This is a genomic window from Paenibacillus sp. OK060, from assembly GCF_900101205.1.
GTDB lineage: Bacteria > Bacillota > Bacilli > Paenibacillales > Paenibacillaceae > Paenibacillus > Paenibacillus marchantiae.
The window spans coordinates 781,209-797,497 of record NZ_FNFR01000003.1; the positions used below are offsets into that span (position 1 = coordinate 781,209).

Genomic DNA, 16,289 nt, shown 5'->3' on the forward strand with positions numbered 1-16,289 from the left:
TTCAATTTTTTGGGGCATATTAAGAGGGATTAAGCCGCCCGCGCTACATGAATTGTAAAGTGTCTTCCCTCCACCTGGTCATGGATCAGTTGTAAGCGTTATATATCAGAAAAAAAGGAGCATACCTCATGAGCACTCTTTTTGGGCTATCCCATAATGCAACGTTATTGGTCTGGACATTGATTGCGATTGTATTCCTGATCGTGTTGATCTCCAAATATAAATGGAATCCTTTCATTACCCTTTTAATATCTGCATTAATGCTTGGATTACTTACAGGCATGAAACCCGCGGACGTAATTACTTCCATTACGGGAGGACTTGGCGGCACACTCGGAACGATTGCCATCGTCATCGGCCTTGGTACCATGCTTGGTAAGATGATGGCTGAATCGGGCGGAGCCGAGCGTATTGCTACCACACTGGTAGATCGTTTCGGTGTGAAACGTGTGCACTGGGCGATGATGATTGTTGGATTTATTGTCGGTATTCCAGTTTTCTTCGAAGTCGGCGTTATTCTACTGATTCCGATCATTTTCACCGTTGCACGTAAAACCAATATGTCGCTGCTGCAGATCGGTATTCCGATTTTGGCAGGTCTCTCTACTGTACATGGTCTGGTTCCACCTCACCCGGCTCCCATGATTGCCATCGAAGCGTACAGCGCCGATTTGGGTAAGACGATCTTGTACTCCCTTATTATAGGTATTCCGACTGCTATTATCGCTGGACCTCTGTTTGGTAAATTTATCGGTAAAAGAATACATACCGAACCACCTGCAGAGCTGGCTGAACAATTCGCTACGAAAAAAAGTAACAACTTGCCCGGTTTCGGCATAACCTTGTTTACCATTTTGCTGCCGGTCATTTTGATGCTCATTGGCTCTATCGCCAATATCGTAGATCCTGACGCCACAAGCGGATTTACCGTATTCTGTGAATTTATCGGCCATGAGATTATAGCCCTGCTGATCTCCGTTGTGTTCGCCCTCTTTTCACTCGGATTCTCACGCGGGTTCAACAAACATGACATCTCCCGCTTCACCAGTGAATGTCTGGCGCCTACGGCGACCATCATTCTCATCATTGGCGGTGGCGGTGCGTTCAAACAGGTGTTGATCAATAGTGGCGTAGGTAATGCCATTGCTGAGGTCGCCACACATGCCAATATTAATGTGATCCTGTTCGCCTGGCTTGTAGCCGCACTCATTCGGGTTGCTACCGGTTCAGCAACTGTGGCAATGACGACAGCAGCTGGTATTGTAGCTCCGGTCCTTGCACTAACGCCTGGTGCCAATATAGAGCTGGTCGTACTCGCTACCGGTGCAGGTTCACTTGTACTTTCTCATGTGAACGACGCAGGCTTCTGGATGATCAAAGAATTCTTCAATATGAGTGTCTCTCAGACGCTGAAGACGTGGACCGTTATGGAAACACTATTATCTGTTGTTGGACTGATCTTTATTTTGCTGCTGAGTACAGTCGTATAAATTGACTACCTATATAGAAGAAGAAAATAAATCCACACCATTAGAGCTTTAATTTTATGGGTTCAAAAGAAAGAAGGTTTATGTAAAGTGAACAACTATATGATTGGTATGGATATCGGTACAACCAGTACCAAATCCGTACTCTTTACGGAACAGGGTGAAGTTGTAAGCACGTCGACTCAGGAATATCCCTTATACACCCCAGCTCCGGATGTCGCTGAGCAGGATCCAGAACAAATTGTTCAAGCTGCCCTTCGCTCCGTACGCGGCGTGATGGAGCAAAGTGGCGTAGCTGCGGAACAAATTATGTTCGTGTCCTGCAGCTCTGCCATGCACAGTGTTATTGCGATGGGACAAGATGGTATGCCCCTCACTCGCTGCATCACTTGGGCTGACAACCGGAGCGCCGCCTGGGCCGCCAAACTGCAAGAGAACGGAATCGGGCATCGTATCTATTTGCGAACAGGTACACCGATCCACCCCATGTCGCCACTGACCAAATTAATGTGGCTGCGCCATGATGAACCTGAACTTTTTCAACGTACCGCCAAATTTATCTCTATCAAAGAATATTTGTTCTTCCGTCTGTTCGGTCAATATATCGTGGATCACTCCATCGCATCCTGTACCGGTCTGCTCAATCTGGAACAACTGGATTGGGATGCCGAAGCACTTGAGGTTGCAGGCATTACACCTGACCATCTATCGCAGCTCGTACCGACCACACATACTATAGAGGGAATGGATCGTACATGGGCTGAAAAAATGGCTCTCTCCCCCTCTACTCCCTTCGTCATCGGTGCAAGTGACGGGGTATTGTCCAATCTCGGTGTGAACGCCATTGAGCCTGGCGTTGTTGCAGCAACGATCGGCACCAGCGGCGCGATTCGCACCGTCGTTGACCGTCCTGTTACCGATCCAAAAGGTAGAACGTTCTGTTATGCGCTCACCGAGAATCTTTGGGTGATCGGTGGACCTGTGAATAACGGTGGCATGCTTTTCCGCTGGGTACGGGACGAATTCGCTGCCTCCGAAGTGGAAACAGCCAAACGGCTCGGCATCAATTCCTATGATGTACTCACCAAGATTGCTGAACGCGTCAGCCCCGGTTCGGAAGGGCTTCTATTCCATCCGTACCTTTCAGGGGAACGTGCGCCTTTATGGAATCCGGACGCCCGAGGTTCCTTCTTTGGTTTGACCCTTCACCACCAGAAAGAGCATATGATCCGTTCCGTTTTGGAAGGGGTTATTTTCAATCTATATACAGTACTGCTGGCCATGGAAGAACAGATCGGACAACCTACATCCATTCAGGCAACGGGTGGTTTCGCTCGTTCGCCGCTCTGGCGTCAGATGATGTCCGATATATTCAACCAGGAAGTCATTGTGCCCGAGAGCTTCGAAAGTTCCTGTCTGGGGGCCGTCGTGCTCGGTCTTTATGCTACAGGGCGAATTCAGTCGCTTCATGCTGTTTCATCTATGGTAGGTACAACGCACAAACATACCCCTATCAAAGAACATGCATCGATCTACCAGGAGCTGCTCCCCATCTTTATTCGCATTTCGCGAAAATTGGAAGAAGAATATGCAGATATCGCGGAATTCCAACGTAAATTTTCTGCTCATAACGAGTAAATCATCCCTTTATAACCACCAACCAAAAAGAGGTTGTTCTCTTTGACCACCATTCTGGTCTTAAAGAACAACCTCTTTTTGGCATAAAACAAATCTGCTGCAATGAAGTCACATCCATCTCCAAGGTTTGCGCGCATATCCATCCTTAGGAATAAATTCTACGTTCAGTTCATACAAATCAGTAAACGCTCCTTCCGTTCAGCAGGCCCTCTTCTTGATCTCCTCTGCCTTTGATTTTGTCGTTTCCTCAATTCCTCTCTTCGAAAAAGGAAAACGGGCATGAAGAGTCACTCTCCTGAAAATCCCCAAAATGGTCATTTTCACTTTACGGTTATCCACAGAGAGGTTATTCACAAACAGAGAATACTTTTACACACAATTCAGCATCATTTGACGAATAACCTGTGTATAAAATAATTTGGGTTTTTGGGTCATCTTGTCGAAAGTTAAACAATTTATAAACAATATATTGTGTTGTGATTAAAAATTATACACAAGTTATTGAATTTGTGGATAAAATCACGTGATACATTGAAATGCCGGGCTTCTTTTGCTATGATTGTATTACTTTTGGATGTGAATATGTGATCTGACCCATAATATTATCAACAGCCTGTGGATAAAGTTGTGAACAATTTTCCGTTGTTCATTCTTTTTTTGTTTTCGACCTGCGGGGGTTTGGGGATAAATTCAACAATATATCTCGTATTTCGACACTGCATCATGGCTTAAGCCACACTTGGAACATGTAAAAGGAGTGACAGTCTGTGGACAGCCATACTTCTGATTTATGGCAGCAAATTTTATCAATCATACAAAACAAGCTCAGCAAACCCAGCTTTGACACTTGGTTCAAAGCAACCAAAGCTACCAAGCTGAATGATCGTTCGATCGTCATATCCGCACCAACCACGTTTGCCGTCGAATGGCTGGAGAGCCGTTACACCAAACTGGTCGGATCGACGGTATATGAGCTGCTTGGCAAACAGGTCGATGTGAAATTTGTCATCGAGGAGAACAAGCCTGCTGAACCGGACCCTCAACTGCCAGCGCCAACGCCTACAGTTGTTCAGGAAGAAGCGGTACTCAGCATGCTCAATCCGAAATATACATTCGATACATTTGTCATTGGGCCGGGCAACCGTTTTGCCCACGCCGCATCGCTGGCGGTCGCTGAAGCGCCCGCCAAAGCATACAATCCTCTGTTTCTTTATGGAGGGGTAGGTCTCGGCAAAACTCACTTGATGCATGCGATCGGACATTACGTCCTGGAGCATGATCCGGGCAGCAAAGTTGTTTATTTGTCATCTGAGAAATTCACGAACGAATTCATTAACTCGATCCGTGACAACCGCGGGGAGAGCTTCCGTAACAAATACCGTAGTGTCGATATTCTGCTCATTGATGATATTCAGTTCTTGGCTGGAAAAGAATCGACGCAAGAGGAATTTTTCCATACGTTTAATGCGCTGCATGAGGAACGGAAACAGATCATCATCTCCAGCGACAGACCGCCGAAGGAAATTCCGACCCTAGAAGAACGGCTTCGTTCCCGTTTTGAATGGGGGTTAATTACGGATATCCAGCCTCCTGATCTGGAGACACGGATTGCTATTTTGCGTAAAAAAGCTCGTGCGGAAAACCTCGATATTCCGAATGAGGCGATGATGTACATCGCCAACCAGATTGATACCAATATTCGTGAACTGGAAGGGGCCCTGATTCGGGTTGTTGCCTATTCTTCGCTGACTAATCAAGATGTAACCACTCATCTAGCAGCTGAAGCACTGAAGGATATTATTCCTTCCAGTCGTCCGAAAATGATCACTATTCACGACATCCAACAAAAGGTCGGCGAGTATTACAGCCTTAAGCTTGAAGATTTCAAAGCACGGAAACGGACCAAGGCCGTTGCGTTCCCAAGACAGATTGCTATGTATCTCTCTCGTGAACTTACAGACTTTTCTCTGCCCAAAATCGGTGAAGCATTTGGAGGGCGAGATCATACCACCGTCATCCATGCGCACGAAAAGATCTCCCAGGCGATTAAAGTCGATCAGGATCTCTATAAAGTTATCAACAACTTAACCGAAAAAATTAAGAATCCAACCTGAATAAGTCCCAAGCCTGTGCACAACGTATACACATGTGGATAGGCTTGGGCTTATGGGTTTATACCCACTTATCCACATATTCAGTGCCCCTATTACTATTATTACTATAAAGATCTAAAAGATATCATCTCCAAATAAGCGATTTCGAAGCTCAGCCTTCGGCCTTTTGAAAAACACATTTCAACACCTCTACACCCAAAAAACCCGCTAGGAGTGAAACCATGAAAATCAGCATAATGAAAAGCTACTTGAACGAATCCATCCAGCAAGTATCCAAAGCCATCTCAAGCCGTACGACGATCCCAATTCTGAGCGGTATCAAATTCGACGTTAATCATCAAGGTGTGACGTTGACAGCAAGCGACACCGATATTTCAATTCAATCCTTCATCCCGCTTGAAGATGGTGATAAAAGTGTTGTTCAGGTGGAACAACCTGGTAGTGTTGTACTGCCAGCCAAGTTTTTTGTCGAGATCATCAAAAAGCTGCCTTCCCAAGAAGTGCACATGGAGGTAAAAGAGAACTTCAACACCTTTATCTCCGCAGGAGCTACCGAAATTCAACTGGTTGGTCTTGATCCAGAAGAATTCCCAGTATTGCCAAGCATCGAAGAGAACCAAACCGTCTCCATTCCAGGAGATTTGCTCAAAAATATGATTAAACAAACCGTATTCTCCATTTCCACACATGAAACTACGCCGATTTTGACAGGTGTACTCTGGAGTTTGGGTGACAATGAACTGAAATTTGTGGCAACTGACCGTCACCGTCTTGCTACTCGTTCAGCAATGCTGGATAATGCAGAAGGTGTGAGATTCAACAATGTGGTGATCTCGGGTAAAACGCTGAACGAACTCAGCAAAATCGTGCCCGATCAAAATACACTTGTGGATATCGTTGTCGCTGACAACCAGGTTTTGTTCAAAATCGACCGTGTTCTGTTCTATTCGCGCATTTTGGACGGAACTTATCCGGATACTTCTAGAATTATTCCGACTTCGTACAAAACAGAACTCGTTTTGGATACAAAAAAATTAAGTGAATCTATCGACCGGGCTTATTTGTTGTCGCGTGAAGAAAAAACAAACATTGTGCGGATGCAAACGATGGAATCCGGATCAATCGAAATTTCTTCAAGCTCTTCCGAGCTGGGAAAAGTAAGAGAAGAGATCGAACCTGCCGACTTTAACGGCGAACCACTGAAAATCTCGTTCAACTCCAAATATATGCTGGATGTGCTGAAAGTGGTGGAGAGTGAGCAGCTGATGATCGCTTTCACTGGTGTCATGAGCCCTATCATCCTGAAACCGCTGGACGACAGTCACAGCTTGTACGTCATATTGCCTTACCGGACGACCAACTAACGAGAGGAAGATCATAGTGAACCAAGTAGCGATTCGTACGGAATATATTAAGCTTGATCAATTTTTGAAACTGGCCGACTGCATCCCAACCGGAGGTATGGCCAAAGCATTGCTTCAGGATGGGCTTGTACGTGTGAATAAAGAGCCTGAGGAACGCCGGGGACGCAAGTTATACCCTGGGGATATCGTTGAGGTGGATGGAGAAGGTTCGTTCGAAGTTGTCGCACAATAAGAAGACCAGTTAGATCCTGCTGCCTCCTGACGGACGGGATAAAAGGGAGGATACCGCGTGTTTGTAAACAGCATAGATCTGCAGCAATTCCGCAATTATGAACATCTGAGACTAGATTCTTTTGGTCCTGTGAATCTTTTGATCGGGCAAAATGCCCAAGGCAAGACCAATCTTGCAGAAGCCATTTTTGTGCTTGCACTCACTAAGAGCCACCGTACATCCCGCGACAAGGAACTGATTCGTTTCGGTGAAGAACGTGCCAGGCTTGCAGCAGAGGTCGACAAAAAGTACGGATCGGTCAAGCTCGAGCTATCTTTGTCGCAACAAGGCAAAAAAGCAAAGATCAACGGACTGGAACAGCGAAAGCTGAGTGATTTTGTCGGAGCGCTTAATGTGGTGATGTTTGCACCGGAAGATCTTGAGATTGTCAAAGGCACACCGGGGGTCCGCCGCCGGTTTCTTGACATGGAGATTGGACAGGTGGCTCCAGGCTACCTGTATCATCTGCAGCAATATCAAAAAGTGCTCGTCCAGCGTAACAATTTGCTCAAGCAATTATGGGGGCAGAGCGCTTCAGCCCAGACCATGCTTGAGGTGTGGAATGAACAACTGGTGGAGCATGGTGTTAAAATCGTCAAAAAAAGGAAACAATTCATAAAGAAACTGCAAAAGTGGGCTGAAACAATTCATCAGGGCATCACCGGAGGCGGAGAAGTCCTGCGTCTGGCCTATCTTCCTTCCTTCAGCGAAGCCGCTGAGGAAGATGAAGCTGTCTTAATGGACCAATTTATGATAAAATTATCACAAATGAAAGAGCAGGAGATTCGCCGAGGCACAACGCTTAGTGGGCCGCATCGGGATGACCTGTCCTTTTTCATTAACGATCGGGAAGTACAAACGTATGGCTCGCAGGGGCAGCAGCGCACAACGGCGTTGTCCCTTAAACTTGCGGAAATTGAACTGATTCATGAAGAAATCGGAGAATATCCGGTCCTGCTGCTGGACGATGTACTGTCTGAACTGGATCCTTTTCGTCAGACGCAGCTGATCGAAACGTTCCAGAGCAAGGTGCAAACCTTTATTACGGCTACCGGAATCGAGAGCTTAAACGTTGACAAGCTCAAAGATGCCAGTATTTATCACGTTCATGCCGGACAGGTTGAACGCTAAGGAGTGAGGGCTTATGTACATTCATCTGGGCGGTGAGAAGATTATCCGATCTTCCGAATTGGTCGCTATTTTTGATATATCGATTGAAAAATCCTCAAAAATTTCCAAGCAGTATGTCACGCATGCCGAGCAGGAAAAAACAGTGGAGCATATTGGTGAAGAGGAAGCCAAGTCCATTGTCGTGACCAAAAACATTGTGTACTACTCGCCTATTTCCTCAGCTACGCTCAAGAAGCGAGCTCACATTTTTCCTGATCTCTAGCCTATGGGCGGTACGAGTTATTGTACCTTTTGCTGCTTGTCTTTATTTAGATTGCTTACTGGAATTAAGGGAATATGTTCATTTCAGCATGCATTCTTAGTTAACGCATATTTACGATATTGAATCTATAGAAGTAGGTGAAAGGCATGTCTATGAATCAACCGTCATATGGTGCAGATGAAATTCAGGTACTTGAAGGGCTGGAAGCCGTACGTAAACGACCGGGGATGTATATTGGTTCCACCAGTGCCAAAGGTCTGCATCATCTCGTTTGGGAAGTAGTGGACAATAGTATTGACGAAGCACTCGCAGGTTATTGTGATCATATCGAAGTTACTATTCATGAAGATAACAGCGTCACTGTAGTCGATAACGGGCGGGGGATTCCTGTCGGCGAACATGCCAAAATGAAACGTCCTGCACTTGAGGTTGTAATGACTGTTCTGCATGCAGGCGGTAAATTTGGCGGTGGCGGGTACAAAGTATCCGGTGGTCTTCATGGTGTAGGTGTATCTGTCGTCAATGCTCTATCAGAGAAAGTTGTTGTTACAGTTAAGGTTGACGGCCATGTGTATCAACAGGAATACCGTCGGGGTGTTCCGCAGTATGATCTGAAAACGATCGGTACAACGGAGGAAACGGGAACAACGGTTACGTTCCATCCGGATCCGGAGATTTTCACGGAAACAAGAGTTTATGACTATGAAACTTTGCTGACTCGTATTCGTGAGCTCGCGTTCCTGAACAAGGGAATTGGTATGACTTTAACCGATGAACGTACAGGTTTAACCAACTCTTTCCTGTATGAGGGCGGTATTATCGAGTATGTCTCCTTCCTGAACCAGAAGCGTGAAGCACTGCATGAAAACCCGATTTATGTAGAAGGATCAAGAGACAACATTCAGGTTGAAGTTGCATTGCAATACAATGACAGCTACACCGAGAATATTTACTCGTTTGCCAACAACATCAACACACATGAGGGCGGAACGCACGAATCCGGATTCAAGAGTGCCCTTACCCGGATTATCAATGATTATGCGCGTAAAGCGGGTGTAATCAAAGACAGCACAGGTAATCTGTCCGGGGATGATGTACGTGAAGGTCTGACAGCGATCATCTCGGTCAAGATCCCTGAACCGCAATTTGAGGGACAGACTAAGACGAAGCTGGGTAACAGTGAAGTGCGCGGAATTGTCGAATCCCTGTTTGCTGAGAAGCTGCAGGAGTTCCTGGAAGAGAATCCTTCCGTATCCCGTCGCATTTTGGAAAAAGGACTGCAAGCTGCCCGTGCACGTGAAGCAGCTCGTAAAGCACGTGAACTGACGCGTCGTAAAGGTGCACTCGAAGTCAGCTCTTTGCCAGGTAAATTGGCCGACTGTTCATCCAAGGATGCTTCAATCAGCGAATTGTACATCGTCGAAGGTGACTCCGCCGGTGGATCAGCGAAGCAAGGACGAGATCGTCATTTCCAAGCGATTTTGCCACTGCGTGGTAAGATTCTGAACGTGGAAAAAGCACGTCTTGACCGGATTTTGGGTAATGCGGAGATCAGAGCGATCATTACCGCAATGGGTACAGGAATTGGCGATGACTTCGATATTGCCAAAGCACGTTATCACAAAATCATTTTGATGACGGATGCCGACGTCGATGGCGCTCACATTCGGACATTGCTTCTGACATTCCTTTATCGCTATATGCGCAAAATCATTGAGGCTGGTTATGTATACATTGCCCAACCGCCATTGTTCAAGATTGAGCGCAATAAAGTGATTCGTTATGCTGGTTCCGAGAAGGAACGCGATGAAATTATCGCAACTCTCGGCGAAAATGCGAAATTCAATGTCCAGCGTTATAAGGGTCTCGGTGAGATGAATGCCGGACAATTATGGGAAACGACTATGGACCCTGAGAGCCGGACCATGCTTCAAGTATCGATCGGCGATGCAATGCTGGCCGATGCCATGTTCGACACCCTGATGGGGGATAATGTTGAACCTCGTCGTGACTTTATTCAGGAAAATGCAAAATACGTGAAAAACCTCGACATCTAACCATATTCGAAGAGGCGCCTGCGAGGGCGCCTCTTTTACATTGTGGGATTATAGCATAGAGATTTTAGGTTGGACTCTGGAGTGCCTGCTACCGATGTGTGCGGCTTTTGGTAGAGGAGGCCTGGGCTTTGGGAGAGGTACGAGATGTTTTCCCTTTTTTGGAGGGTAATCTGCCGTACGCTCTCGCATAACGCTTGATCTTTCGGTACGTTTCCTTATCAGGCAATAGGCCAAAAGCATAGATACCCGGCAATGTGTTGACTTCAATAATCCATGGCCGTCCATCTTCGTCCAGAGCGATATCGATACCAATCTCTTTGAGTCTTGGAAATGACTTCTGTAGCTGTACCGCTGTATGAATGCCTAAACGATATAGCTCACTGCGTAGTTGCTGGAACCGCTCCTGGTCAAAATGAGGGCGTACCAACTCATTAAAGGTGGCCAATCGTCCGCCGCCATGAATGTTGGTAATGATCTTGCCCGGTGCAGCAACTCTCCCCAGGATACCTGTCGTTTCCCAATTGCGTTGTAGATTTTTCTGCGTCAGTACCCGCAGGTCAAAAGGCAACCCATCATGTTTCATCAGCGGAATGCCTTGCTGAATGATGTAGTCGCGCTTCTGGATACGTTCAGTGAGCGCCAGATCCAGCTCATCGAGGGAATGGAAGTGTTTCTCCTCCGTCCCATATCGAAGTTCATACGTTGTCAGGGGGACTTCAGCAGAGATCTCGGCACCGACTTCAGCTGTGGAAGGGAAGAGTGGATCAGCAGAGATTTCTGATGTGTTTGCATCGGTAATCGGGTGTGGATTCATACGGATGGTTTTTACCCGCATGACGCCATTGCCGTAGGTTCCCCGATCCGGTTTGATATAGTTTGACTCGAATAATTCAGTCATCCGTTCCAGGGTCTGGCGATTATATTGTCGTGTTACCGGTATATATCCATTCACATTACGGCTGCGTTGTAACACAGCTGTCTTGGTCCATTTGCTGGAGACACGCTGGATGCCCAAGAGCCATCAGTCCTTTCGTGTTTTAATGGGGTTTATAAGAGTGGCAGACGCGGAGAAATCAAAGGACAAGAGATGATTTCAGTGGTATAATAGAGAAATATGGCGTTTTGTGCGGTTTTGTTGCACAGATGTAGTTTGATCGTAGAACGGGAACGGTCTAAGCCTGAATATACACAGTACAATTGCCGCTTTTTCTAGCATTGTATGTGCAAATGGGGAGGAAGGCAGGGCGAACCCCCAGACTCTCTAAAGTTCCCGGAAGAAAGGCTATTGCCCAGCGGACGTTTAATTGTTTACCTTTTGTGAAAGTAATATAATAAAGAGTAGCGTCCTTGTGCGGTTTTAGCCTTGTTAGGCTCTTCACATATAATTAATTTTTGAATGATTGAATGGAATGTTTGTTGAAGGACAAGAAGGAGGTCCAGCATGGCGGAAGAAATGAACTCGCAGGTTAAAGATCGGGATATTGGCGTCGAGATGCGTGAATCGTTTATGGATTATGCGATGAGCATTATTGTGAGCCGTGCCTTACCTGACGTGCGTGACGGATTGAAGCCGGTTCACCGGCGTATTCTGTACGCAATGTCCGAGCTAGGCATGACACCCGATAAACCACATAAAAAATCAGCCAGAATCGTCGGCGAAGTTATCGGTAAGTATCACCCACACGGTGACTCTGCCGTATATGAAACGATGGTACGGATGGCACAGGACTTCTCCCTGCGCTACATGCACGTAGATGGACATGGTAACTTTGGATCGGTGGATGGCGATATGGCAGCAGCCATGCGTTATACGGAAGCCCGGTTGTCCAAGATTGCTATGGAAATGCTCAGAGACATCAACAAGGATACGATTGACTTCCAGCCGAACTATGACGGTGAAGAAAGTGAACCTGTCGTTCTGCCAGCTCGTTTCCCTAACTTGCTTGTCAATGGTGTCGGCGGGATTGCGGTAGGTATGGCGACCAACATTCCTCCTCATAACCTGGGAGAGGTAATCGACGGCGTACAGGCCATGATCAAAAATCCGGATATCACTTCCATGGAATTGATGGATTATATTCAAGGGCCAGACTTCCCAACTTCCGGTTATATTTTGGGACGTTCCGGAATTCGCCAGGCGTATCAAACCGGACGTGGTTCAGTAACGATGCGGGCCAAAACCAACATCGAAGAAAACAACAACAAAGCACGGATTATTGTTACGGAACTTCCTTATCAGGTGAACAAGGCAAGACTCGTTGAGAAAATTGCTGAGTTGGTACGTGATAAAAAGATTGATGGTATTACGGATCTCCGTGATGAGTCTGACCGTAACGGTATGCGGATTGTGATTGAGCTTCGCAGAGACGTGAACCCGGGTGTAGTGCTGAACAACCTGTACAAGCATACAGCGATGCAGTCCACCTTTGGGATTAACATGCTCGCGATTGTAAATAAAGAACCTAAGATTCTGAATCTGCGTGAAGTTTTGTATCACTACTTGCAGCATCAGATTGAGGTTATACGTAGACGTACACAATTCGAACTGAAAAAAGCGGAAGCACGCGCGCACATTCTGGAAGGCTTGCGTATCGCGCTGGATCATATCGACGAAATTATTGCGTTGATCCGTTCATCCAGCAATACAGATGCAGCCAGAGAAGGTCTGATCGAGCGTTTCTCACTCAGTCATGATCAGGCTCAAGCTATCCTCGATATGCGTCTGCAACGCCTGACAGGTCTGGAACGTGAGCGCATCGAAAATGAGTATAACGAACTGATGGTCAAAATTAAGGAATATCGTGAAATTTTGGCCAACGAGCACCTGGTGCTCGAAATTATCAGCACGGAGCTGCAAGAAATCCGTGATCGCTTCAGCGATGATCGTCGTACCGAAATCACTGTAGGTGAAGAGAGCATTCTGGACGAGGATCTGATTCCGCGTGAAGAGGTTATCATCACTATTACCCATACAGGCTATGTGAAACGTCTGCCGGTATCCACATACCGCAGTCAGAAGCGTGGCGGACGTGGGGTTGTGGGAATGGACACCAAAGATACCGACTTTGTTGAGCATCTGTTTGTGACCAACTCTCACAATTACCTCATGTTCTTTACCGACAAAGGTAAAGTGTACCGTCTCAAAGCTTATGAGATTCCAGAGCTTGGACGTACAGCACGGGGAACGCCGATTATCAATCTGATTCAGATCGAGCAGGGTGAATCGGTTAATGCCGTGATTCCAGTTCAGGAATTCGAAAGTGACAAGTATCTGTTCTTTGCTACCCGTCAAGGGGTTGTGAAGAAGACACCACTTGAGGATTACACCAATATTCGTAAAGGCGGTCTGATCGGGATCTCCCTGCGTGATGATGATGCCCTTATTGATGTTAAGCTGACAGACGGACTTCAAGAGATCATTATGGGTACAGCTCACGGGATGTCCATCCGATTCTCGGAAGGAAATGTTCGTTCCATGGGACGGAGTGCAACCGGGGTTAAAGGGATTACACTGGATGAGCAGGATGTCGTAATCGGTATGGACGTTGTTGACCAGGAACTGGATGTTCTGATTGTTACAGCCAAAGGTTACGGTAAACGTACGCCTGTCAGCGATTATCGGATGCAGACTCGTGGCGGTAAAGGGATTAAAACCATTAACGTCACAGATAAGAACGGTGCGGTAGTCAGCCTGAAAATGGTTAAGACAGAAGAAGATCTGATGATCATCACTTCCAGCGGTACGTTAATTCGGATGAGTATGGAAGGCATATCCACTATGGGTCGATACACGCAAGGCGTGAAGCTGATTCATATTCGCGATGAAGATGCCGTAGCTACAGTCAGCCGAATTGACAAGAATGAGGAAGAACCAGATGACGAAGAATTGATTGAAGGTGCAGAAGCTGCTGATTCTGAAGGTTTAGAGTCAACTCTTGATGAGGACGCGGTTTCCGATGCTGAAGTTGAGGGCGATGATTCAGGTTCTGAAGCATAGAATCAATTTTCTATAACGAAAATCATTTCATGATTGCAATGAAATTGGAGGGCTCCCATATGGGGGCCCTTTGTTATTTTCACAGCTCCAGGACCATTCTTCTCGAAATCTGGGATGTACAGCCTGATTTTTGAGTAATATAATGGGAATTAACGTGAAAAACCGGGACTATGGTCTTGATATCATTATAGAAGAACGATGAGTGAGGGGAATGAACATGGGATTAATCACCCTGTCTGAAGTCAAACCAGGACTTAAACTGGGAAATGACGTGCAAACGCTTCGTGGCAATGTTCTGTTTCAGAAGGGCAAAGTCATTCTGCCCAAAGATGTGGAAGTACTCAGAGCCTTTATGATTCATCAAGTGGACATCGAGCAAGAAAGAACAGGGACAAGCACTTCAGGTTCTAAGGCTTCGTCGGCCTCTTCAGTCCATGTAGCTAATGAAAAGAACGGAGAGCGGGCAGGGAAAGGCAGCAGCGCAGTCTCAGCACCTGTCTTACCGTCTCTGCATGAAGAGTATGAAAAGATGGTAGGACTGACCAAAAATGCTTTTCTATCCTCCCTGGCGGCTGAATTACCTGTATATGAGTTGCGTACACAGCTGGAAGCATTGTTTGTTCATCTTAAACAGTATAATGTGCTTACCTTCAGTCCACGAGTGATGCAAGAACATGATTATGTGTATCATCATGCCGTCTTGAGTGCCATTACATCTTATCAGTTGGCCCAGTGGATGGATCTTCCATCCAAAGACTGGATGCAGGTAGCTTTTGCAGGATTGTTCCATGATATTGGTAATAACAAAGTGGACCCACAGATCCTCCATAAACCCTCTACGTTAACTGCGTCAGAGCAGGCAGAGATCCGACAGCATACGAAATATGGCTATCAGGTACTGAAACAGGCGAAGGCCATCAATGAGGGAGCTAGACTTGCAGCATTGCAGCATCATGAAAAAGTGGATGGGTCGGGTTACCCGCTGCAGCTCAGCGGCACGCAGATTCATATCTATGCCAAGATTGTAGCTATCGCTGATATCTTCCACGCCATGACTCTGGAGAAGATCTATCGTAAGGCACAGTCACCGTACCTGGTACTTGAACAAATTCAGAGCGAGGCTTTTGGCAAATTGGATCCTGCCATCGTAAATGTATTCGTTCAGCGTTCCACACAGATCCATAACGGTATCCGAGTGAAGCTTAGCAATAATCAAATTGGTGAGATCATATTCTCTGATCGGGATCATCCTACACGGCCGATGGTATCGGTAGAAGGAACAATCATCAATCTGATGCAGCAAAGGCAGCTACATATTCAGGAAGTCATTGGCTAGTTCAATCTTCAATTCATATAGAAGAACAGGGCCTTTCCAATATGGAGAGGCTCTTTTTTATAGAACTTAAAGTAAAAGATAACTTTATTGAAAATAAAGCTTGCGTTCCGAATCTGTACATGGTATATTCTAATTCCGGCCAAGAAAACACAAGAAACACGGTGCGGCAAGCAAATGAAATAAGCTTCGAAAGAAACTTAAAAAAAAGAGCTTGCAAAGTTGGTTCGGATGTGATAAGATATAAAAGTTGCTGAGGTGAACAACACGCGGCAATGAAACAAGTTTGATCTTTGAAAACTGAACAACGAGTGAGTAACGATCTTGCTTGCAAGATCGACGCTGAGAAATCGGTACACGTCTTCGGACTGTATGATTTCAAAGCAAAATAAATGAGATTTTTAATCTCGTCAGTTTCAAAATGAGCTTATCGCTCTTTTCAATACTTTATTGGAGAGTTTGATCCTGGCTCAGGACGAACGCTGGCGGCATGCCTAATACATGCAAGTCGAGCGGACTTAAAGAGAAGCTTGCTTCTCTGATGGTTAGCGGCGGACGGGTGAGTAACACGTAGGCAACCTGCCCTCAAGTTTGGGACAACTACCGGAAACGGTAGCTAATACCGAATAGTTGTT

Annotated in this window: 11 protein-coding genes and 1 rRNA gene; 11 read left to right on the forward strand and 1 reads right to left on the reverse strand. The window is 46.1% G+C overall.

Translation table 11 applies throughout. The features are described from left to right. Positions 1-128 precede the first annotated feature (128 nt). The 8 genes from BLS14_RS15150 to gyrB all read left to right on the forward strand — a co-directional run bounded on the left by BLS14_RS15150 (position 129) and on the right by gyrB (position 10,324). Positions 129-1,490, forward strand: a complete 1,362-nt coding sequence (locus tag BLS14_RS15150) for a GntP family permease (RefSeq protein ID WP_090952635.1) — start codon at positions 129-131, stop codon at positions 1,488-1,490. Between the two features lie 99 nt (positions 1,491-1,589). Continuing rightward, positions 1,590-3,125: a gluconokinase gene (gene gntK / locus BLS14_RS15155; protein WP_090952689.1), complete on the forward strand. Its 1,536-nt coding sequence runs from the start codon at positions 1,590-1,592 to the stop codon at positions 3,123-3,125. Positions 3,126-3,892: 767 nt separating this feature from the next. Next, the gene (gene dnaA / locus BLS14_RS15160) at positions 3,893-5,239 is read left to right on the forward strand and encodes a chromosomal replication initiator protein DnaA (protein WP_024629513.1); all 1,347 of its coding nucleotides are present in this window, start codon (positions 3,893-3,895) and stop codon (positions 5,237-5,239) included. A gap of 221 nt (positions 5,240-5,460) precedes the next feature. Continuing rightward, positions 5,461-6,603: a DNA polymerase III subunit beta gene (dnaN, locus tag BLS14_RS15165; protein WP_063567393.1), complete on the forward strand. Its 1,143-nt coding sequence runs from the start codon at positions 5,461-5,463 to the stop codon at positions 6,601-6,603. 16 nt (positions 6,604-6,619) lie between these two features. Then, positions 6,620-6,835, forward strand: a complete 216-nt coding sequence (yaaA, locus tag BLS14_RS15170) for a S4 domain-containing protein YaaA (RefSeq protein ID WP_024629511.1) — start codon at positions 6,620-6,622, stop codon at positions 6,833-6,835. A gap of 57 nt (positions 6,836-6,892) precedes the next feature. Then, on the forward strand, positions 6,893-8,005 hold the full coding sequence (gene recF, locus BLS14_RS15175) for a DNA replication/repair protein RecF (protein ID WP_063567394.1): 1,113 nt from the start codon (positions 6,893-6,895) through the stop codon (positions 8,003-8,005). A gap of 13 nt (positions 8,006-8,018) precedes the next feature. Beyond that, the gene (remB, locus tag BLS14_RS15180) at positions 8,019-8,267 is read left to right on the forward strand and encodes an extracellular matrix regulator RemB (protein WP_017691405.1); all 249 of its coding nucleotides are present in this window, start codon (positions 8,019-8,021) and stop codon (positions 8,265-8,267) included. Between the two features lie 146 nt (positions 8,268-8,413). After that, complete coding sequence (gene gyrB / locus BLS14_RS15185) at positions 8,414-10,324, forward strand: DNA topoisomerase (ATP-hydrolyzing) subunit B (RefSeq protein WP_090952636.1); 1,911 nt, start codon at positions 8,414-8,416, stop codon at positions 10,322-10,324. Between the two features lie 88 nt (positions 10,325-10,412). Here the strand turns inward: gyrB and BLS14_RS15190 are convergent, their stop codons facing one another. Further along, entirely contained in the window at positions 10,413-11,339 is a 927-nt protein-coding gene (locus BLS14_RS15190; protein ID WP_063567396.1) for a YheC/YheD family protein, read from the reverse strand. A 426-nt stretch (positions 11,340-11,765) separates the two neighbouring features. On the opposite strand from BLS14_RS15190, the gene gyrA reads away from it, so the two are divergent. The 3 genes from gyrA to BLS14_RS15205 all read left to right on the forward strand — a co-directional run. Further along, the gene (gyrA, locus tag BLS14_RS15195) at positions 11,766-14,321 is read left to right on the forward strand and encodes a DNA gyrase subunit A (RefSeq protein WP_072733934.1); all 2,556 of its coding nucleotides are present in this window, start codon (positions 11,766-11,768) and stop codon (positions 14,319-14,321) included. Between the two features lie 217 nt (positions 14,322-14,538). After that, positions 14,539-15,657, forward strand: a complete 1,119-nt coding sequence (locus tag BLS14_RS15200; protein WP_063567398.1) for an HD-GYP domain-containing protein — start codon at positions 14,539-14,541, stop codon at positions 15,655-15,657. Positions 15,658-16,101: 444 nt separating this feature from the next. Continuing rightward, positions 16,102-16,289: ribosomal RNA gene (locus BLS14_RS15205) — 16S ribosomal RNA — on the forward strand; the annotation flags it as partial.

Excerpts from the sequence above, each read along its gene's own strand:
- BLS14_RS15150 (WP_090952635.1), top strand. The coding sequence starts at position 129 with ATGAGCACTCTTTTTGGGCTATCCCATAATGCAACGTTATTGGTCTGG.
- gntK (WP_090952689.1), top strand. The coding sequence starts at position 1,590 with ATGATTGGTATGGATATCGGTACAACCAGTACCAAATCCGTACTCTTT.
- dnaN (WP_063567393.1), top strand. The coding sequence starts at position 5,461 with ATGAAAATCAGCATAATGAAAAGCTACTTGAACGAATCCATCCAGCAA.
- remB (WP_017691405.1), top strand. The coding sequence starts at position 8,019 with ATGTACATTCATCTGGGCGGTGAGAAGATTATCCGATCTTCCGAATTG.
- gyrB (WP_090952636.1), top strand. The coding sequence starts at position 8,414 with ATGTCTATGAATCAACCGTCATATGGTGCAGATGAAATTCAGGTACTT.
- gyrA (WP_072733934.1), top strand. The coding sequence starts at position 11,766 with ATGGCGGAAGAAATGAACTCGCAGGTTAAAGATCGGGATATTGGCGTC.
- BLS14_RS15200 (WP_063567398.1), top strand. The coding sequence starts at position 14,539 with ATGGGATTAATCACCCTGTCTGAAGTCAAACCAGGACTTAAACTGGGA.